Source organism: Methylopila musalis (assembly GCF_042679725.1).
GTDB classification, from domain to species: Bacteria; Pseudomonadota; Alphaproteobacteria; order Rhizobiales; family Methylopilaceae; genus Methylopila; species Methylopila musalis.
In genome coordinates this window covers 1-15,970 of record NZ_JBHTMX010000058.1, presented here as the reverse complement: position 1 = coordinate 15,970, position 15,970 = coordinate 1, and the positions used below count along the sequence as shown (strand labels likewise).

The window sequence follows — 15,970 nt, the reverse complement described above, 5'->3', positions numbered from 1 at the left end:
CGCCGGCCGCCAGCAGGATGGGACGCTGGGCGCTCATGCGTGGGCGCCCGCAGGCGTCTGCGGCCGAGCGGCCTGGCGGCGGCGGTGGCGGGCGATCTCGTTCGCCAGCGTGTCGGTGCGCGGGCGGCGGCGGGTCAGCGCCAGCAGCATGCCCATGTTCAGCGCCAGCGCCAGCATGGACGAGCCGCCGTAGGAGATGAAGGGCAGAGTCATGCCCTTGGCCGGCATCAGGTGCAGGTTCACCGCCATGTTGATGGCCGACTGCAGCCCGAACAGCATGGTGAGCCCCGCGATGGCGAGCCGCACGAAACCGTCCTGCTCGCGCTTCGCGTGGGACAGGCCCCGGAGCACGATGAAGGCGTAAAGCGACACGATCACGATGCAGAACAGGATGCCGAACTCCTCCGCGGTGACGGAGAAGATGAAGTCGGTGTGCCCGTCCGGGATGATGCGCTTCACCGTGCCCTCGCCCGGCCCCTTGCCGAACCAGCCCGCGCTGGTGAAGGCCTCGGTGGCGCGGTCGATCTGGAAGGTGTCGCCGGTCTCCGGGTTCATGAAGCGGTCGATGCGCTTCGCCACATGGGGCAGGAACTGATAGGCCGTGAGCAGGCCGAACACGCCGGCGCCGCCGAGCCCGACCACCCAGATCCACGGCAGGCCGGCGAGGAAGAACAGCGCGCCCCAGACGGCGGTCGCAAGCACGGTCTGGCCAAGGTCCGGCTGCAGCACCAGGAGGCCCGCCACCAGGGCGAGCAGCGCCATGGCCAGCAGATGGCCCGGCATGTCGCGCCGCTCCGCGCCTTCCGCGAACAGCCAGGCCGAGAGCACGATGAAGGTGGGCTTCACGAATTCGGACGGCTGGACGCCGATGGGGCCGAACTGCAGCCAGCGCCGCGAGCCCTTGATCTCCATGCCGATGAGAAGAGTGGCGGCCAGCATCGCCAGTCCGACGACGAAGCCGACCCAGGCGAGCCGCCGCACCTGACGGGGCGACAGGAACGAGATGCCGATCATCAGGACCACGGCGGGCGCGAGGAACATCGCCTGCCGGTTGACGAAGTGGAACATGTCGTCGAGGCCGATGCGCTCCGCCACCGGCGGCGAGGCCGCCAGCGACAGAACCACGCCGAGCAGCATCAGCGCGCCGACGGCTGCGAGCAGCGCCCGGTCGATCGTCCACCACCATTCGCCGAAGACGGTGCGTTCCGCGCGGGAGATCATGGCAGCAGGCTCCGGAGGGAGGCGCCTGGCGGACCGGTGGACCCGGCCCGCGCGGCGCATGTCGTCACGGCCGACCCGGCCGTTCGATCATCACACCCGATTAAGGATGCCAAAAGGTAAACGCGCCGCGCCTTACGAGGCGAGCCGCGCCGCGTCCAGCGCCTTGACCGCGGACCGGAACGCCTCGCCCCGGTGCTCGAAGCTGCGGAACTGGTCGAAGGAGGCGCAGGCCGGCGAGAACAGCACCACCGGCTCGGCCTCGCCGGAGGCCTCGGCGTCGGCCGCGGCGGCCGCCGTGGCTCGCTCGATCGTTCCAAGCTCGTCGAACGCGACGCCGTGCTTCGCAAGCGTCTCCGCGAAGGCGGCGGAGGCCTCGCCGATCAGATAGGCCTTGGTCACCTTGCCGAAGAACGGGACCAGCGCCTCGATGCCGCCGGTCTTCGGCTTGCCGCCGAGGATCCAGAACACCCGCTCGAAGGAGGCGAGCGCCTTCTCGGCGCTGTCGGCGTTGGTGGCCTTGGAGTCGTTGATGAACACCGGCCGCAGCGAGGTCGGGATCTCCTCCATGCGGTGGGCGAGGCCCGGAAAGCTGCGGAAGGCGGCGAAGGTCGTCTCGTCGGACACGCCGAGCGCCCGAGCGGTCGCAAGCGCGGCGCTGGCGTTCTGGGTGTTGTGCGCGCCCCGAAGCGCCCGCGCGCCGGACAGGTCCAGCCGGTCCCGCTCGGAAATCTCCACCACATGGCCACCCGCGGCCGTCAGCCGCGCCGCCATGGCGGAGGAGATCGAATCGTCGCGGCCGACCACCGCCACGTCGGAGGCCGCCACCAGCCGCTCCTTGATGGCGGCGTAGTTCGCCATCGTCCCGTGCCGCTCCAGATGGTCCTCGGACAGGTTGAGCATCACGCCGACCGTCGGCTTCAGCCCCGGCGCGAGGTCGATCTGGTAGGAGGAGCACTCCACCACATGCACGCGGTCGGCCGCCGGCGGCGCCAGATCGAGAATGGCGACGCCGATGTTGCCGCCCATCTGCACGTCCCGGCCCGCCTCGCGTAGCACATGGGCGATCAGCGCGGTGGTGGTGGACTTGCCGTTGGTGCCGGTGATGGCGACCAGCGGCGCGGCCGGCGCGATCGCCGCCCGCTCCCGGCCGAAAATTTCGATGTCGCCGATGATCTCGACGCCGGCCGCGGTCGCCTTCTCCACCGTCCAGTGCGGCGCGGGATGGGTCAGCGGCACGCCGGGGGCGAGCACGAGGCTGTCGAAGCCCGCGAAATCCGCCGCGCGCAGGTCGCCGGTCGGCAGGCCGTCCGCCGCGGCCTTGGCGACGGTCTCGGGCGAATCGTCGAAGGCGGTCACGTCCGCCCCGCCGGCCACGAGGCTCTTCACGGTGGCGCGGCCGGAGCCGCCGAGGCCGAACACCGCCACGCGGCGGCCCTTGAAGGCGGTCGCGGGCGTCATGACGACAGCTCCCTGCGGGCGCGGGCGATCCAGACCACCAGATCGCGCTCCGCCGGCTTGGGCCGGGCGGACGCCGAGGCGACGGGCTTCGCGGCCGCCGCGCGGAACGGCCACACCCGGCGGGTCTGGACGGCGAGGCGCGTCGGGAGGGCGCGGGTCTGCGTGTCGGGCATGCCGGTCACCGGAGCTTCAGGGTGGCGAGGCCGATCAGGGCCAGCACCACGGCGATGATCCAGAACCGCACCACCACCTGCGGCTCGGACCAGCCGAGCTGCTCGAAATGGTGATGGATCGGCGCCATGCGGAACACGCGCTTGCCCGTCAGCTTGAACGAGGCGACCTGCACGATCACCGACACCGCCTCCAGCACGAACAGGCCGCCGATGATGGCGAGGACGATCTCGTGCTTGGTGGCGACCGCGATCGTGCCAAGCATGCCGCCCATGGCGAGCGAGCCGGTGTCGCCCATGAAAATCTGGGCCGGGGGAGCGTTGAACCACAGGAAGCCGAGGCCCGCCCCCAGCACCGCGCCGCAGAACACCGCGAGTTCGCCGGTGCCGGTGGTGAAGTGGATCTGCAGATAGTCCGCGAAGAAGGCGTTGCCGGCGAGATAGGCGATGAAGCCGAAGCTCGCGGAGGCGATCATCACCGGCACGATGGCGAGCCCGTCGAGCCCGTCGGTGAGGTTCACCGCGTTGCCCGCGCCGACCACCACGATCGCGCCGAAGACGAGGAAGAACCAGCCGAGATCGAGCAGCACGTTCTTCAGGAAGGGGAACGTGATCGAGGTGGCGAAGCCCGGCTGGCCGACCTTCACGATGGCGAGCACCGCGATCCCGGCGATGACGAACTCCAGCGCCAGCCGCATCTTGCCGGAATAACCGGCGTGGGTCTGCTTCGTGACCTTCAGATAGTCGTCGTAGAAGCCGATCGCGCCGAAGCCGATGGTCACGAACAGCACGATCCAGACATAGGGGTTGGCGAGATTGCCCCACAGCAGCACGCTCGCCACCATGCCCGACAGGATCATGAGCCCGCCCATGGTGGGCGTGCCGCGCTTGGTGAGGTGCGTCTGCGGCCCGTCCGCGCGGATGGGCTGGCCCTTGCCCTGCTTGAGGCGGAGCTGGGAGATGATCCACGGCCCGAACAGGAACACGAACAGCGCCGCCGTCATGATGGCGCCGCCGGTGCGGAAGGTGATGTAGCGGAACAGGTTCAGCCCCGGAAACGCCCAGGACAGCTCAGCGAGAAACGTCAGCATCAGCGCGCCCCCAGCGCCACATCGTCCAGACCGGACACCGGCTCGAAACGGGCGCGGAGCGCCGCGACCACGGGGCCGAGCTTCGAGCCGTTCGAGCCTTTCACCATCACGGCGTCGCCGCCGCGCACGCGCTCCAGCACCAGCGGCTGAAGCTCAGCCGCCGTGGGCGCCCAGCCGCCCCGCCGCTGGAGCGGCAGCGCCTCGTGCAGCGCCTTCATCAGAGGCCCGGCGGTGAAGACGAGATCGATCTTCGCGCTCGCCACCGCCTCGGCCACCCGGGCGTGCAGGTCGCGCGAGGTCTCGCCCAGCTCCAGCATGTCGCCGAGCACCGCGATCCGGCGGCCCGTCGCGGAAACGGGCGCCTGCCCGAGCAGCGCCAACGCCGCGCGCATGGAGGCCGGATTGGCGTTGTAGCTCTCGTCGATCACCGTGAGCGCGCCGCCGGGCGCCGTCAGCTCGTAGCGCCGTCCACGGCCGGCGGGCGGCGCGAAGCCCGCCAGCGCCAGCGCCGCGAGCGCCAGATCCGCGCCCGCGAGCTTGGCCGCGAGCAGCACCGCGAGCGCGTTCTGCACCACGTGGCGGCCGGGAGCGCCCACCTTGAACGCCACCTGATCGCCCAGAATGGTCGCGGCGACGGTGGAGCCGTTTGGCTTCAGCGCCACCCGGTCGAGACGGGCGTCGGCGGAGACGTGCTCGCCGAAGCTCCAGACCGCCGCGCCGGCGACGATGGCCGACTCCTTCAGGCGCTCGTAATGGGGGTTGTCGCGGTTGATGACCGCATGGCCGCCGCGCACCAGCCCCTCGAAGATCTCCGCCTTGGCGTCGGCGATCGCCTCCACGTCCTTGAAGGCGGCGAGATGCACCGGCTCCACATTGGTGACGATCGCCACATGGGGCCGCACCATCTTGGTCAGCGGACGGATCTCGTCGGGATGGTTCATCCCGATCTCGAACACGCCGTAGGACGCGCCGCGCGGCAGCCGCGACAGGGTCAGCGGCACGCCCCAGTGGTTGTTGTGGGAGGCGGCGGAGGCGTGGGTCGGCCCGTCCGCCGCCAGCACGAGGCGCAGCGCCTCCTTGGTCGAGGTTTTTCCGACCGAGCCGGTGACGGCGACGATGCGGGCGCGGGAGCGGGCCCGCGCCGCGACGCCGGTCGCGACCATGGCGGCGAGCACGTCGCCCACCACCAGCAGCGGCCCGGCGTCGGCGAGCTCGTCCGCATGGGCCTCGTCCACCACGGCGAGCGCCGCGCCGCGCCCGAAGGCCGCGCGCACGAAGCCGTGGCCGTCATGCACGTCGCCCTTGATGGCGAAGAACACGTCGCCGGGCGCGGCCGTGCGGCTGTCGATGGAGATGCTCGTCAGCGCGTCCTGCGGCTTGCCGACGAGACGGCCGGCGGTGGCGAGCGCGAGCTCCGGCGGCGTCCACAGCGGCTCGGCGAATAGGCTGGCGGTCACGCAGGCGTCTCCCTGGAGCGAAGCGCGTCGCGGACCACCTCGTGATCCGAAAACGGGAGCGTCCGATCTCCCACGATCTGGCCCGTTTCGTGACCTTTGCCGGCGACGAGCAAAACATCGCCGGGCTGTAACCCAGAGACCGCAGCGCGGATCGCCTCCGCCCGGTCGCCGATCTCCCGCGCGCCGGGGGCGGCGGCGAGGATCGCGGCGCGGATCGCAGCCGGCTCCTCCGAGCGGGGATTGTCGTCGGTGACGATGACCTCGTCGGCGCCGGCGACGGCGGCCTCGCCCATCAGCGGGCGCTTGCCAGCGTCGCGGTCGCCGCCCGCGCCGAACACCACGATCAGCCGGCCGGACACGAAAGGCCGCAGCGCCGACAGCACGGAGGCGAGCGCGTCCGGCTTGTGGGCGTAGTCCACGAACACGGCCGCGCCGTTGGTCTCGCCGATCAGCTCGATGCGGCCCGGCACGCCCTGAAGCGTCTCGAGCGCGGCGAGCGCGACGCCCGGCTCCACGCCGGTCGCGATGGCGAGGCCGGCCGCGGTGAGCGCGTTCGCCGCCTGAAACACGCCGGCGAGCGGAAGCCGCGCCTCGCGCCGCACGCCGTCCTGCTCCACGGTCAGAATCTGGGCGAGGCCGTCGCGGACCACGGAGACGAGCTTCAGCGTCTCGCCGCCCTCGCCCACCGTGATAAGCCGCACGCCGCGCTCCCGCGCCGCGTCGCAGAACCACGAGGCGTCCGCGCCGTCGACCCAGACCACGGCGGCGCCGCCGGTCGGCAGCAGCTCCCGGAACAGCCGCAGCTTGGCGTCCCGGTAATGCGCGACGGTCGGATGGTAATCCATGTGGTCGCGTGAGAGATTGGTGAAGCCGACGGCGTTAAGGTTAACGCCATCAAGCCTTTTTTGATCGAGGCCGTGGGACGACGCCTCCATGGCGAGATGGGTCACGCCCTCCCCCGCCAGCGCGTCGAGCGTCGCGTGCAGCGACACCGGATCCGGGGTCGTCAGAGAGCCATACGTGGCGCCGGACGGGCCGGTGACGCCGAGCGTGCCGAGGCTTGCCGCCTCGAAGCCCGCGAAGGCCCAGATCTGCCGCAGGAAGGTGACGACGGAGCTTTTGCCGCTGGTGCCGGTGACGGCGGCGATGGTCTCGGGCTGGCGCGCATGGAACCGGGCCGCGACGCGGGCGAGCGTCAGCCGGGCGTCGGTCACCTCGATCACGGGGATCGACGCCTCGACCGGATGATCGGCCACCACCGCCACGGCGCCGGCCGCGGCCGCCTGCGCCACGAAGCGGGCGCCGTCGGTGCGGGCGCCGGACAGCGCGAAGAACAGAAAGCCGGGCGTGACCGCCCGGCTGTCGGCGGTGACGCCGGACACGGCGAGATCGGCCAGCGCCGCGTCGAGGCCGAGCGCCGGCAGCAGTTCGCCGAGCGTCCGCGCGCCGCTCACTGCACGCCGCCCACGACCATGCCGGTGGAGGCCAGCAGTTCGTTGGCGGGCGGCGCGTCGTATTTCGGCTCGACGCCGAGCAGCGGCGCGATGCGCTCCACCATTTTGCCGCCCACCGGCACCACGTTCCAGCCGGAGGTGGCGAAGCCGTGGGTCTCGGGCAGCGCCTTCGGCTCGTCGAGCACGGCGAGCAGCATGTATTTCGGCGCGTCCATGGGGAACACGGCGGTGAAGGCGGTGAGGTTCCGGGTCTTGGAGTAGCGGCCGCCGATGACCTTCTCGGCGGTGCCGGTCTTGCCGCCGACGCGGTAGCCCGGAACGTCCGCCTTCTTGGCGGAGCCGCGCTCGGCGTTCAGCCGCATCAGATAGCGCATGGCGACGCTGGTGTTGGGCTTGATCACCCGGATCGCCTTGGACCGGGCCTCCTCCACCGAGCGCTGCATGAAGGTCGGCTTGATCAGCAGGCCGCCGTTCACCAGCGCGCTCACCGCCATCACCGACTGGATCGGCGCGATGGCGAGGCCGTGGCCGAAGGAGATGGTGATGGTGTTCAGTTCGCCCCAGCGCGGCGGCAGGATCGGCCGCGAGCTTTCCGGCAGCTCGGTCTGAAGGCGGTTGAGCTGGCCCATTTTGGCGAGGAACGCCTTGTGGGACTCGACGCCCATGCCGAGCGCGATGCGGGCGGTGCCGATGTTCGACGAGTAGACGAACACCTCCGGCACGCTCAGAACGCGGCGCTGGGCGTGGAAGTCGTTGATGCGGAACTTGCCGTAGGCGAGCGGGAAGCGCGCGTCCATGCGGCTTTGCAAGTTGAACTTGCCGCTGTCGAGGCCCATCGCGATCGTCAGGGCCTTCATGGTCGAGCCCATCTCGAACACGCCCACGTTGACGCGGTTGATGCGGTCCGACTTCAGGGCGTCGGTCGGCACGTTGGGATCGTAGTCCGGCAGCGAGACCAGGCTGACGATCTCGCCGGTCTCCACGTCGGCGATGGCGGCGGAGGCCGCGATCGCCTTGAACTTCTCCATGCCGGCCTTCAGCTCGTCGCGCACCGCGTGCTGAACCTTGAGGTCGAGCGCGAGGCGCACCGGCTCCATGCGCCCGCCGGCGGCGGCCGCCGCGACCGCCTCGGCGGTCTTGCCGCTGGTGTCGAGATACTTCTCGATGCCGGCGATGCCCTTGTTGTCCACGTCGGCGAAGCCGAGGATGTGCGAGACCACGTCGCCGTTCGGATAGATGCGCTTGTTCTCGGGCATGAAGCCGAGGCCCGGGATGCCGAGGCGGAACACCGCCACCTGCTCGGCGGGCGAAATCTCGCGCTTGATCCAGACGAAGCCCTTGCGGTTGGACAGCTTGGTCCGCAGGTCCTTCGGATCGAGCCCCTTCAGCGTCTGGCTCAGAAGCTCCACCGCCTCGTCCACGTCGACGATGTTCTTCGGCTCCGCGTAGAGCGAGGACACCTTGATGTCGGTGGCGAGCACCTGCCCGTTGCGGTCCACGATGTCGGGCCGCGTGTTGGCGGAGACCGCGGCGCTGACGCGCGCGACCGCGCCCTGGTCCGGGGCGATGGCGTAATGGGCGAGACGCCCGACGATCACCAGATAGAGGCAGCCGAAGGCGAGCATGGCGATGCGCAAGCGGCCCGAGGTGAGGCCGAGCCCCTCCCCGCTGCCCACCAGCGCCACGACCACCTTCTTCAGGCCGCGCCACAGCGCGCCCACGGCGAAGATCGCGCCCCGCCCCGAGGCGAGGCCGAAGCGGCCCATGGCCCGACCGCCGGAGGCGGCGGCGCCCAGCATCCCGTCGCGGGTCATTGCAGCAGCCCCGGATTTTGACGCAGGAAATCGGTGATGTTCAGCGGCTGGCTCGGCTTCGGCGTGGCGAGCGGCCGGGGCTTCGGCCGGTTGACCGGAGCCTTGAGTTCGGAGGCGGGCTTGACCGCGATCGTCGCCTTCTTGGCGGGCGCCGGCGGCGCGGCCTTCTTGGCGGCGGCGGCCGCGGGCGTCTCCACCGCGATGCTGGCGTCGGCGCCGATGAGGCCGAGCGCCTCCAGCTTGTTGCCGATCTCGTCCACGGGCGCCGGGCGCGCGGGCAGAGAGGCCAGCGTGATGGTCTGGTTGCGCTGAAGCGGCTTCAGCTCCAGATGGCGCTGGGCGAAGGCCTGCACCCGGTCCGGCCGGGCCAGGAACGCCCACTCCGCCTTGAGCACGGCGATGGCGTCGTTCTCGGCGGCGATCTGGCGCTTCAGCTTGGCCACGTTCTCGGAATGCAGCGTGGCGTCGTACTTGATGCGGTAGACCGTCACCGCCGCGCCCACCAGCGCGACCACCGCCACCACGTTGAGAATGCGGGCGATCTTCACGACGCGCCTCCCTCGTGACCGCCGAGCGGCACCCGCGGCACGCCGAAGGCGAAGGCGTCGCCGCCGCGGGCGGGCGCCTCGGTGCGGACCGCCGCGCGCAGCTTGGCGGAGCGCGCGCGCGGATTGACGGAGGTTTCGTCGCTCGACGGCTTCACCACGCCCCGCGCCAGCGCCGTGAACGTCGCGGGCGGCACGGCCGCGGCCGGCATGTGCCGCGAGCCGCCGGGCAGCGTGCGGGTGCGGTCGGCGAGGAACGTCTTCACGATGCGATCCTCCAGCGAGTGGAAGGACACGACGCAGAGCCGGCCGCCGGGCTTCAGCCGGCTTTCGGCTGAGAACAGCGCGCGGGCGAGCTCGCCGAGCTCGTCGTTCACCGCGATGCGCAGCGCCTGGAAGGTGCGGGTGGCGGCGTGGACGCCGTCATAGGAGCGGCCGAGCACGCTCTCCACGATGTCGGCGAGCCGGAGCGTGGTGGTCACCGGCGCGGTCTCGCGCGCGGCCACGATGGCGCGGGCGATGGCGCCGGCGCGGCGTTCCTCGCCGAGCGTGCGCAGGATGGCCGCGATCTCCTTCTCGCCGAGTTCGCCCACGAGATTGGCCGCGCTCGGGCCTTCGCCGCCCATGCGCATGTCGAGCGGCCCGTCGTTGCGGAACGAGAAGCCCCGCGCGGCCTGATCGAGCTGCATGGAGGAGACGCCCACGTCGAACACCGCGCCGTCGATCGCCGCGACGCCGAGCTGGTCCAGCACGTGGGAGAGATTGGAGAAGCGGTCCTCGACCAGCGTCAGCCGGCCCTTGAACTCGGCCACCATGTCGTAGCCGGCGGCGATGGCGGTCGGGTCGCGGTCGGTCGCGATCACCCGGCAGTCGGCCGCCTGCAGCAGCGCGCGGGTGTAGCCGCCCGCGCCGAAGGTGCCGTCGAAGAACAGCTCGCCGTCGGCGGGGGCCAGCGCGTCCAGCACCTCCGCCAGCATCACCGGGGTGTGCGGACGGCCGTCGTCGGACGCGGCGGCGTCCGGGCGGCGGTCCCGCCGGGCCATCACGACCGTCCCTCGCCGGAGGCGAGCCGGCGCTTTAGCGCCCTCAGCGCCTCGCGCGCCTGCGCGAGATGCGTCTGGAACCGCTCCGGCTCCCAGATCTGGAATTTCGAGCCATGCCCCACGAAGGTCACCTGATCGCCGATGCCGGCGTAGGCCTTGAGGCTGTCGGTCAGGATCACCCGTCCCTCCCCGTCGATCTTCAGCACGTCGCTCGCGCCGAGCAGCGCCGTCGCCAGCACGTCCCGGTCGGGCGAATAGGGCGAATGGGTCGCGAGCAGGCCGTCGATCTCCGACAGGAGCGCGTTTCCGCCCGCATCCAGAGCCTCGAGGTCCAGCGACGGATGCGCGTAGAGCCCGTCGAACCCATCCCGCGCCAGCACGGCCCGGAACGGCGCAGGGATCGACACGCGCCCCTTCGCGTCCAGCCGGTTGGTGAAGTTGGAGACGAACCGGTCCATCGCACCCCGCAGCGCCGTGGCCGGCGCCCCATCCGCTCCCCACGAACGGACCCGCGTCGAACGGCGCGCACGCGCACGGGCTCACAGCCTTGGCGGCTGCGAACGCCTGCGCCGAAAGCGCCTCGTGAGCGCCCCCGGCATGCCGTTTCGACGGGATGATTTGGGATATCATGGGCCTCTATGGGCGTCAACGAACCGTCAACCATCGCGCCGGTCGTGGCGGCCCAAGACGCAAAACCTGACAAGGGCCGCTTCGCGACCGAAGCGCGACGCACCCACTAAAGCTTCCTTAGGGTTAAGAAGGCGTTGAGACGCTGCTCGACGCGGCGACGCAAAGGCGCGCCACGGCCTCCGATCGGGCTGCGGCGAAACGCCCGTCAGACCAGATGCGGCTGGGGCGTCAGGCCGTGAAGCTCGGGCCGCTCGCGGAACCAGCCCACGAAATCGGCCACGCCGTCGGCGAGCGGCGTCGACGGCGCGAAGCCGTAATCGGCGCGCACGCGGGACGTGTCGGCCGAGGTCAGAGGCACGTCGCCCGGTTGCGCCGCCAGCATGCGGGTGCGGGCGCTCTTGCCCGCCGCGCGCTCGATCAGCGCCACCAGTTCGGTGACGCGCACCGGCGAGGCGTTGCCGATGTTGTAGATCCGGTGCGGCAGCTCCCCGTCCGGGAACAGCGGCCGCTCCACCATCGCCATGATCGAGCCGACCACGTCGCCCACATGGGTGAAGTCGCGCAGGCCCTGCCCGTGGCCGTAGAGCTCGATCTCCCGGCCGGCGAGGATGGCGTCGGTGAACGACCAGTAGGCCATGTCCGGCCGCCCCCACCGCCCGTAAACGGTGAAGAAGCGCAGGCCGAGCTGCCGAAGACCGTAGAGATGGGCGTAGGCCGAGGAGGCGAGCTCGTTCGCCCGCTTGGTGGCGGCGTAGAGCGACGACGGCAGGTCGGCCCGGTCGTCCTCCTTGAACGGCGCCCGGTCGCGGTCGCCATAGACCGACGAGGACGAGGCGTAGACGAGATGCGCCTCCGGCGCGTCCCGCCGCAGCGCCTCGAGCACAGAGACATGGCCAAGATCGTTGGAATGGATGTAGGCGAACGGGTTGTCGATCGAGTAGCGCACGCCGGCCTGGGCGGCGAGATGCACCATCGCCTGGGGATTCACCTCGCGCACGAGGCCCGCGAACCGGGCGGCGTCGGCCACGTCCGCCTCGACGAAACGGATCGCCTTGGGCAGCGCCGCGAGGCGGGCGCGCTTCAGAACGAGCGGGTAATAGGGAACGAGATTGTCGACGCCGACGACGTCGTGGCCGCCGGCGGCCAGCGCCCGCGCCACATGAAAGCCGATGAAGCCGGCGACGCCGGTAACGATAACTTTCACGTCCGATCGTATCCCTCGAAACCGCGGAGACCACGCCCCTTCCGCGGGCAGTGCGCCAGCCGGCCTGTAAGCCGGGTTCTGTATGGCGCGAAGCCGGGTCGCCCCGGACCGCGCGCGTGACGGCCATTCCTCTAGGGCGGCCATTGCTGGACGCCTCAAGCAACCAACCCGGGCGACGACCTGGAGACAGGCCCGCGCCCCCGCGCAAGGCGGAGACGCCTGTCGCCCCTATTCGGTTTTGCTCCTGGCGGGGTTTGCCATGCCGCTTCCGTTACCGGTCGCGCGGTGCGCTCTTACCGCACCCTTTCACCCTTACCCGCGGACGAGCCGCGGGCGGTCTGCTCTCTGTGGCACTTTCCCTGGGGTCGCCCCCGCCGGACGTTATCCGGCGCCGTATCTCCATGGAGCCCGGACTTTCCTCTCCGGCGATCTCTCGCCGCAGCGGCCGTCCGGCCGACTGGCCGCGCACTTGTGGAGAGCCGCAGAACCCAGGTCAAGCGCCGCCGCGCCACACAGCCGCGGGATTCCCGCAAGGCGCGGTTGCGGCGAGCGCGGTCGTGACAGGCGGTCGGCCTCGTCCGGGGAGAAACGGCTTAAAGAGGGGGAGACGGCCGAAGCGCGCGCAAGCCGCCGTGGGCGGCGCCGGATGGCGTGACGGCGCGGATGCGGACGTCTCCATCACGCTGGCCGCAACGCTCGCGCCAGCGTGCAGGCGCCGATGTCATTCTCAAGAGGCAGGCGGGCGCGCGTCGGCCACGGGACGCCCCGGAGGCCGACGCGCGCTCGCCTGTGAGATGTCAGCGCGTCGGCTGCGTGGCGGCGCCGGCGTCCGCGGTCACCTGCGGCGCGTCGGCCTTCGGAGCCTCGACCGCGGCCGAGCGGCCGCCGGCGGGGATGCCCGCCGCCATGAAGCGCTTCACCTTGGAGCAGTAGACCGCGCCGGCGCGCGTCACGCCGCGCACGCCGTGGCCGCCCTGATACTTGGACACCGCCGCGCAGGTGCTGCCGCCGGACTTGGCGACGGCGCCGGCCAGATACTTCATGCCGTAGCGCAGATTGGTGCGGGGCTCGTAGAGCGCCTGCCGGCTTCCGCGGAAGCCCATGCCCTGCGCCGTGCGGTAGCTGAGCTGCATCAGCCCGATGTAGCCGCCGGGGCCGGTGGCCCTGGGCTGGTAGCGGGATTCCACCTTCACCACCGCATGGGCGAGCGAGGGGCTGACGCCGGCGTCGCGGGCGGCCGCTGTCACCAGCGCCGGGATCGAGCCGGTCGGAGCGGCGGCGGACGGGCTCGGAAGCTCGACCTCGCGGCGCAGCGCCACGGGCGCGGCCTCCACGTTCGGCGCTTTGCGCGCGGCGCGGACTTTACGCGGCGTGTGCGCCCTCGCCTGCCGCACGGACCGGCGGGAGGCCTCGCGTTTGGTCTTCACGGTCTTGCGCGTGTGCGCCTCGGGCGCCTTCGCGACGGTCGCAGGCGCGGCCGATGCGGCTGACGCCCGATGGGCGGTGAACGCCGCGCCGCTTGCGGACGTTACCGAAGTCTTAACAGTCGTGGATACCTTCGCTTCAGACTTCGTTGAGCTCGAAGGCCCCCGAAGAAGTCGTTCGTTGTTCGGCGCGGCGTTGGCCGAGGCGATTGCCGCCGCCAGTACTGCGACGACGATCGTCGTTCTACGCATAAACTCACTCCCCTGTGCATTGCGCATGGCGGGGACGAAAGCCTGCGGAACATGACCTCAGATCGACCGGAATCAGGTCGGAATGTGACTGGTTCGTGACGGGCGCTTATGTGGGCCTGATCAGCGATCGGGCAGCGCGGCCAGCAGATCGCGCAGGGTGCGGGCTGTGGAAAAGTCGGCGATTCCGTCCACCCGTTCGGGCCGGAAATGGCGCTGGAACGCGCGCACGACCGTTGCGGTGGCGACGGTGAACCGTCCGTCGATCTCGACGCCATAGCCGTAGAGACTGAGCAGGGTCTGAAGCTGCTCGACCGGATCGCCCTCGTCGCCGACCGTCAGTCCGGCGTCGTCCTCGATCGGCCCCGGCGGCGTGAGATGGCCGACGCCCTCCGCCGCCAGCCGGGCCCAGGGAAACTTCTCGCCCGGGTCGATCTTTCGGGCCGGCGCGACGTCCGAATGAGCGAGAACGCGCTCGGGTCGGATTTGGTTCCGTGCGCAAATGTCGCGGGCGAGCGCGATCACCGCCGCGATCTGCACCTCGGGGAAATCGGGATAGCCGTGCGGGTGGCCGGGATTGGCGATCTCGACCCCGATCGAGCGGGCGTTGACGTTGGTCTCCCCCTCCCAGGTCGAGACGCCCGCGTGCCAGGCGCGGCGCGCTTCCGGCACGAGCTGCAGCACGCGCCCGTCCTCCAGCACCACGTAATGGCAGGAGACGCCGCTCTCCCCCGAGCACAGCCGGTCGCAGGCCTCCGCGGTCGAGGCCATGCCGGTGTAGTGCAGCAGCAGGATGTCGATGTCGGCGTCGCCGCGCCCGTCATGGTTCGCCGCGGGCCGGACCTCGTTCACCGTGGGGCTGTCGGGCGTGAAGCTCATGGCGTCGTCCTTCGGGGCTCCGGCGCGATTCGGGTGGGCAGCTTAGCTCGCGGAAAAAAATCCGGCCAATGAGGTCTATTTTCGGCTCACTGTGTCTTACGACATGGCGCGGCCTCCGGGCGAAGCGCAGCATCGCGCTCAACCCCGAGGAGATCGCCATGCCCTACAATGTCGTGTGCGTGTTGGACGAGAAAGCCTCGATCGCCTTCGCCGCCACCGCGGCGGACGCTCTCGCGCTGGTGGACCGCCGGACGAAAGCCGGCGCCGAAGGCATCGACGTGATTTCCACCGAAGGCGCCCGCCTGCCGCTGGACTGGCTGCGCCGGATCGCCGAGGGCGAGGCGCCGGACGCGTTCGTCACCGTTCGCGCCTGAGCCGCGCGGCTCAAGCGCCCGCCCGCCAAAGCCTTCCCCGCCGCCGCGACGAAGCCGATTGCGCTTCGCGCGGCGGCGGGGACAATGCCGCCATGTCGCTCGAATCGCCTTCCCGCTCCGCCCTTGTTCTGGTCGCCATCGCCGGCCTGTTCGGCGCGGCCGGAACCGCCGTCGGCGCCGTCGCGGCGCATCGCATCCCCGATCCGGCCCTCGCCACCGCGGGCACGTTCCTGCTGATCCACGCCGCCGCCCTCGCGGGCCTCGCCGCGGCCGCTCAGGCGTTCCAGGCCGGCTGGCGCCTGACCGCCCCGGCCTACATCATCGCGCTCGGCGTCGCGCTGTTCTGCGGCGCGATCATCGCCCGCGCGGGCTTCGACCTGCGCCCCGTCCCCATGATGGCGCCAGCGGGCGGCTCGCTGCTGATCGCGGGCTGGGTCCCGGCGGCGCTCGACGCGCTGCTCGCCCTGCGCCGGCGGCCTTGAGCGCGCGGGTCGCCCTTCTCGGCATTTTCGCCGCCGACCTGACGTTCCACGCCCCGCGCCTGCCGAAGCTCGGCGAAACCGTTCTCGCCGAAGGCTTCACGCTGGGCGCGGGCGGCAAGGGCTCCAACCAGGCCATCGCCGCCGCCCGCGCCGGCGCCGAGGCCACGCTGATCACCCGCGTGGGCGACGACGCCTTCGCCGATCTCGCCTTCGCGGAATGGGCGTCGGCGGGGGTGGACACGCGCTTCGTCACCCGGGCGCCGGGCGAGGCCACCGGAGCCGCCTTCATCTATGTGGACCCGACGAGCGGGCAGAACGCCATCGTGGTGAACCCCGCCGCGGCCGGCGCGCTGTCGCCCGAGGACGTGCGCCGCGCCCACGCCGCCATCGAGGGCGCGGGCGCCTTCGTGGTCCAGCTCGAACAGCCGCTTGAGGCCGCCCACGCGGCGCTGGCGCTGGCGCGCGCCACCCTGAA

At 71.2% G+C, this 15,970-nt stretch carries 17 protein-coding genes and 1 other RNA gene; 4 read left to right on the top strand and 14 right to left on the bottom strand.

Annotated features, from left to right (window positions below; genetic code table 11):
• Positions 1-33 precede the first annotated feature (33 nt).
• From ftsW to ACFQ4O_RS08615, 13 genes are all read right to left on the bottom strand, one after another.
• Positions 34-1,221, bottom strand: coding sequence for a putative lipid II flippase FtsW (gene ftsW / locus ACFQ4O_RS08675; RefSeq protein ID WP_378775303.1), 1,188 nt, complete (start codon positions 1,219-1,221; stop codon positions 34-36).
• A gap of 132 nt (positions 1,222-1,353) precedes the next feature.
• Complete coding sequence (gene murD / locus ACFQ4O_RS08670; protein ID WP_378775302.1) at positions 1,354-2,679, bottom strand: UDP-N-acetylmuramoyl-L-alanine--D-glutamate ligase; 1,326 nt, start codon at positions 2,677-2,679, stop codon at positions 1,354-1,356.
• Positions 2,676-2,852 carry a hypothetical protein gene (locus ACFQ4O_RS08665; RefSeq protein ID WP_378775301.1) on the bottom strand — a complete coding sequence of 59 codons (177 nt, stop codon included), beginning with the start codon at positions 2,850-2,852 and terminating at the stop codon, positions 2,676-2,678. Before ACFQ4O_RS08665 ends, murD begins: the two co-directional genes overlap by 4 nt.
• 5 nt (positions 2,853-2,857) lie before the next feature.
• Entirely contained in the window at positions 2,858-3,940 is a 1,083-nt protein-coding gene (gene mraY / locus ACFQ4O_RS08660) for a phospho-N-acetylmuramoyl-pentapeptide-transferase (protein ID WP_378775300.1), read from the bottom strand.
• Positions 3,940-5,397 (bottom strand): UDP-N-acetylmuramoylalanyl-D-glutamyl-2,6-diaminopimelate--D-alanyl-D-alanine ligase, encoded by a 1,458-nt coding sequence (locus tag ACFQ4O_RS08655; RefSeq protein WP_378775299.1) that lies wholly within the window; start codon positions 5,395-5,397, stop codon positions 3,940-3,942. The genes mraY and ACFQ4O_RS08655 overlap by 1 nt, the downstream gene beginning before the upstream one ends.
• Positions 5,394-6,851, bottom strand: a complete 1,458-nt coding sequence (locus tag ACFQ4O_RS08650) for a UDP-N-acetylmuramoyl-L-alanyl-D-glutamate--2,6-diaminopimelate ligase (protein ID WP_378775298.1) — start codon at positions 6,849-6,851, stop codon at positions 5,394-5,396. Before ACFQ4O_RS08650 ends, ACFQ4O_RS08655 begins: the two co-directional genes overlap by 4 nt.
• Positions 6,848-8,665, bottom strand: coding sequence for a peptidoglycan D,D-transpeptidase FtsI family protein (locus ACFQ4O_RS08645; RefSeq protein WP_378775297.1), 1,818 nt, complete (start codon positions 8,663-8,665; stop codon positions 6,848-6,850). The genes ACFQ4O_RS08650 and ACFQ4O_RS08645 overlap by 4 nt, the downstream gene beginning before the upstream one ends.
• Positions 8,662-9,213, bottom strand: coding sequence for a cell division protein FtsL (gene ftsL / locus ACFQ4O_RS08640; RefSeq protein ID WP_378775296.1), 552 nt, complete (start codon positions 9,211-9,213; stop codon positions 8,662-8,664). Before ftsL ends, ACFQ4O_RS08645 begins: the two co-directional genes overlap by 4 nt.
• The gene (rsmH, locus tag ACFQ4O_RS08635) at positions 9,210-10,253 is read right to left on the bottom strand and encodes a 16S rRNA (cytosine(1402)-N(4))-methyltransferase RsmH (protein ID WP_378775295.1); all 1,044 of its coding nucleotides are present in this window, start codon (positions 10,251-10,253) and stop codon (positions 9,210-9,212) included. Before rsmH ends, ftsL begins: the two co-directional genes overlap by 4 nt.
• A complete protein-coding gene (locus tag ACFQ4O_RS08630; RefSeq protein ID WP_378775294.1) occupies positions 10,253-10,711 on the bottom strand; it encodes a division/cell wall cluster transcriptional repressor MraZ in 459 nt (152 codons plus the stop codon). Before ACFQ4O_RS08630 ends, rsmH begins: the two co-directional genes overlap by 1 nt.
• 377 nt (positions 10,712-11,088) lie before the next feature.
• Positions 11,089-12,087 (bottom strand): NAD-dependent epimerase/dehydratase family protein, encoded by a 999-nt coding sequence (locus ACFQ4O_RS08625; protein ID WP_378775293.1) that lies wholly within the window; start codon positions 12,085-12,087, stop codon positions 11,089-11,091.
• A gap of 51 nt (positions 12,088-12,138) precedes the next feature.
• Positions 12,139-12,548, bottom strand: an RNA gene (gene rnpB, locus ACFQ4O_RS08620) — RNase P RNA component class A.
• A gap of 336 nt (positions 12,549-12,884) precedes the next feature.
• Entirely contained in the window at positions 12,885-13,421 is a 537-nt protein-coding gene (locus ACFQ4O_RS08615; protein WP_378775292.1) for a lytic transglycosylase domain-containing protein, read from the bottom strand.
• Between the two features lie 82 nt (positions 13,422-13,503).
• Here ACFQ4O_RS08615 and ACFQ4O_RS08610 point away from each other — a divergent pair, with 82 nt between their 5' ends.
• Positions 13,504-13,818 (top strand): hypothetical protein, encoded by a 315-nt coding sequence (locus ACFQ4O_RS08610; protein ID WP_378775291.1) that lies wholly within the window; start codon positions 13,504-13,506, stop codon positions 13,816-13,818.
• A gap of 65 nt (positions 13,819-13,883) precedes the next feature.
• Here ACFQ4O_RS08610 and ACFQ4O_RS08605 read toward each other — a convergent pair whose 3' ends face one another.
• Entirely contained in the window at positions 13,884-14,639 is a 756-nt protein-coding gene (locus tag ACFQ4O_RS08605) for an N-acetylmuramoyl-L-alanine amidase (protein WP_378775290.1), read from the bottom strand.
• 158 nt (positions 14,640-14,797) lie between these two features.
• Here ACFQ4O_RS08605 and ACFQ4O_RS08600 point away from each other — a divergent pair, with 158 nt between their 5' ends.
• The 3 genes from ACFQ4O_RS08600 to ACFQ4O_RS08590 form a co-directional block, all read left to right on the top strand.
• Positions 14,798-15,013, top strand: coding sequence for a hypothetical protein (locus ACFQ4O_RS08600; RefSeq protein ID WP_378775289.1), 216 nt, complete (start codon positions 14,798-14,800; stop codon positions 15,011-15,013).
• 92 nt (positions 15,014-15,105) lie between these two features.
• A complete protein-coding gene (locus ACFQ4O_RS08595) occupies positions 15,106-15,495 on the top strand; it encodes a DUF423 domain-containing protein (RefSeq protein WP_378775288.1) in 390 nt (129 codons plus the stop codon).
• The coding region (locus tag ACFQ4O_RS08590; protein ID WP_378775287.1) for a PfkB family carbohydrate kinase at positions 15,492-15,970 on the top strand (479 nt) is incomplete at its 3' end. The genes ACFQ4O_RS08595 and ACFQ4O_RS08590, both read left to right, overlap by 4 nt.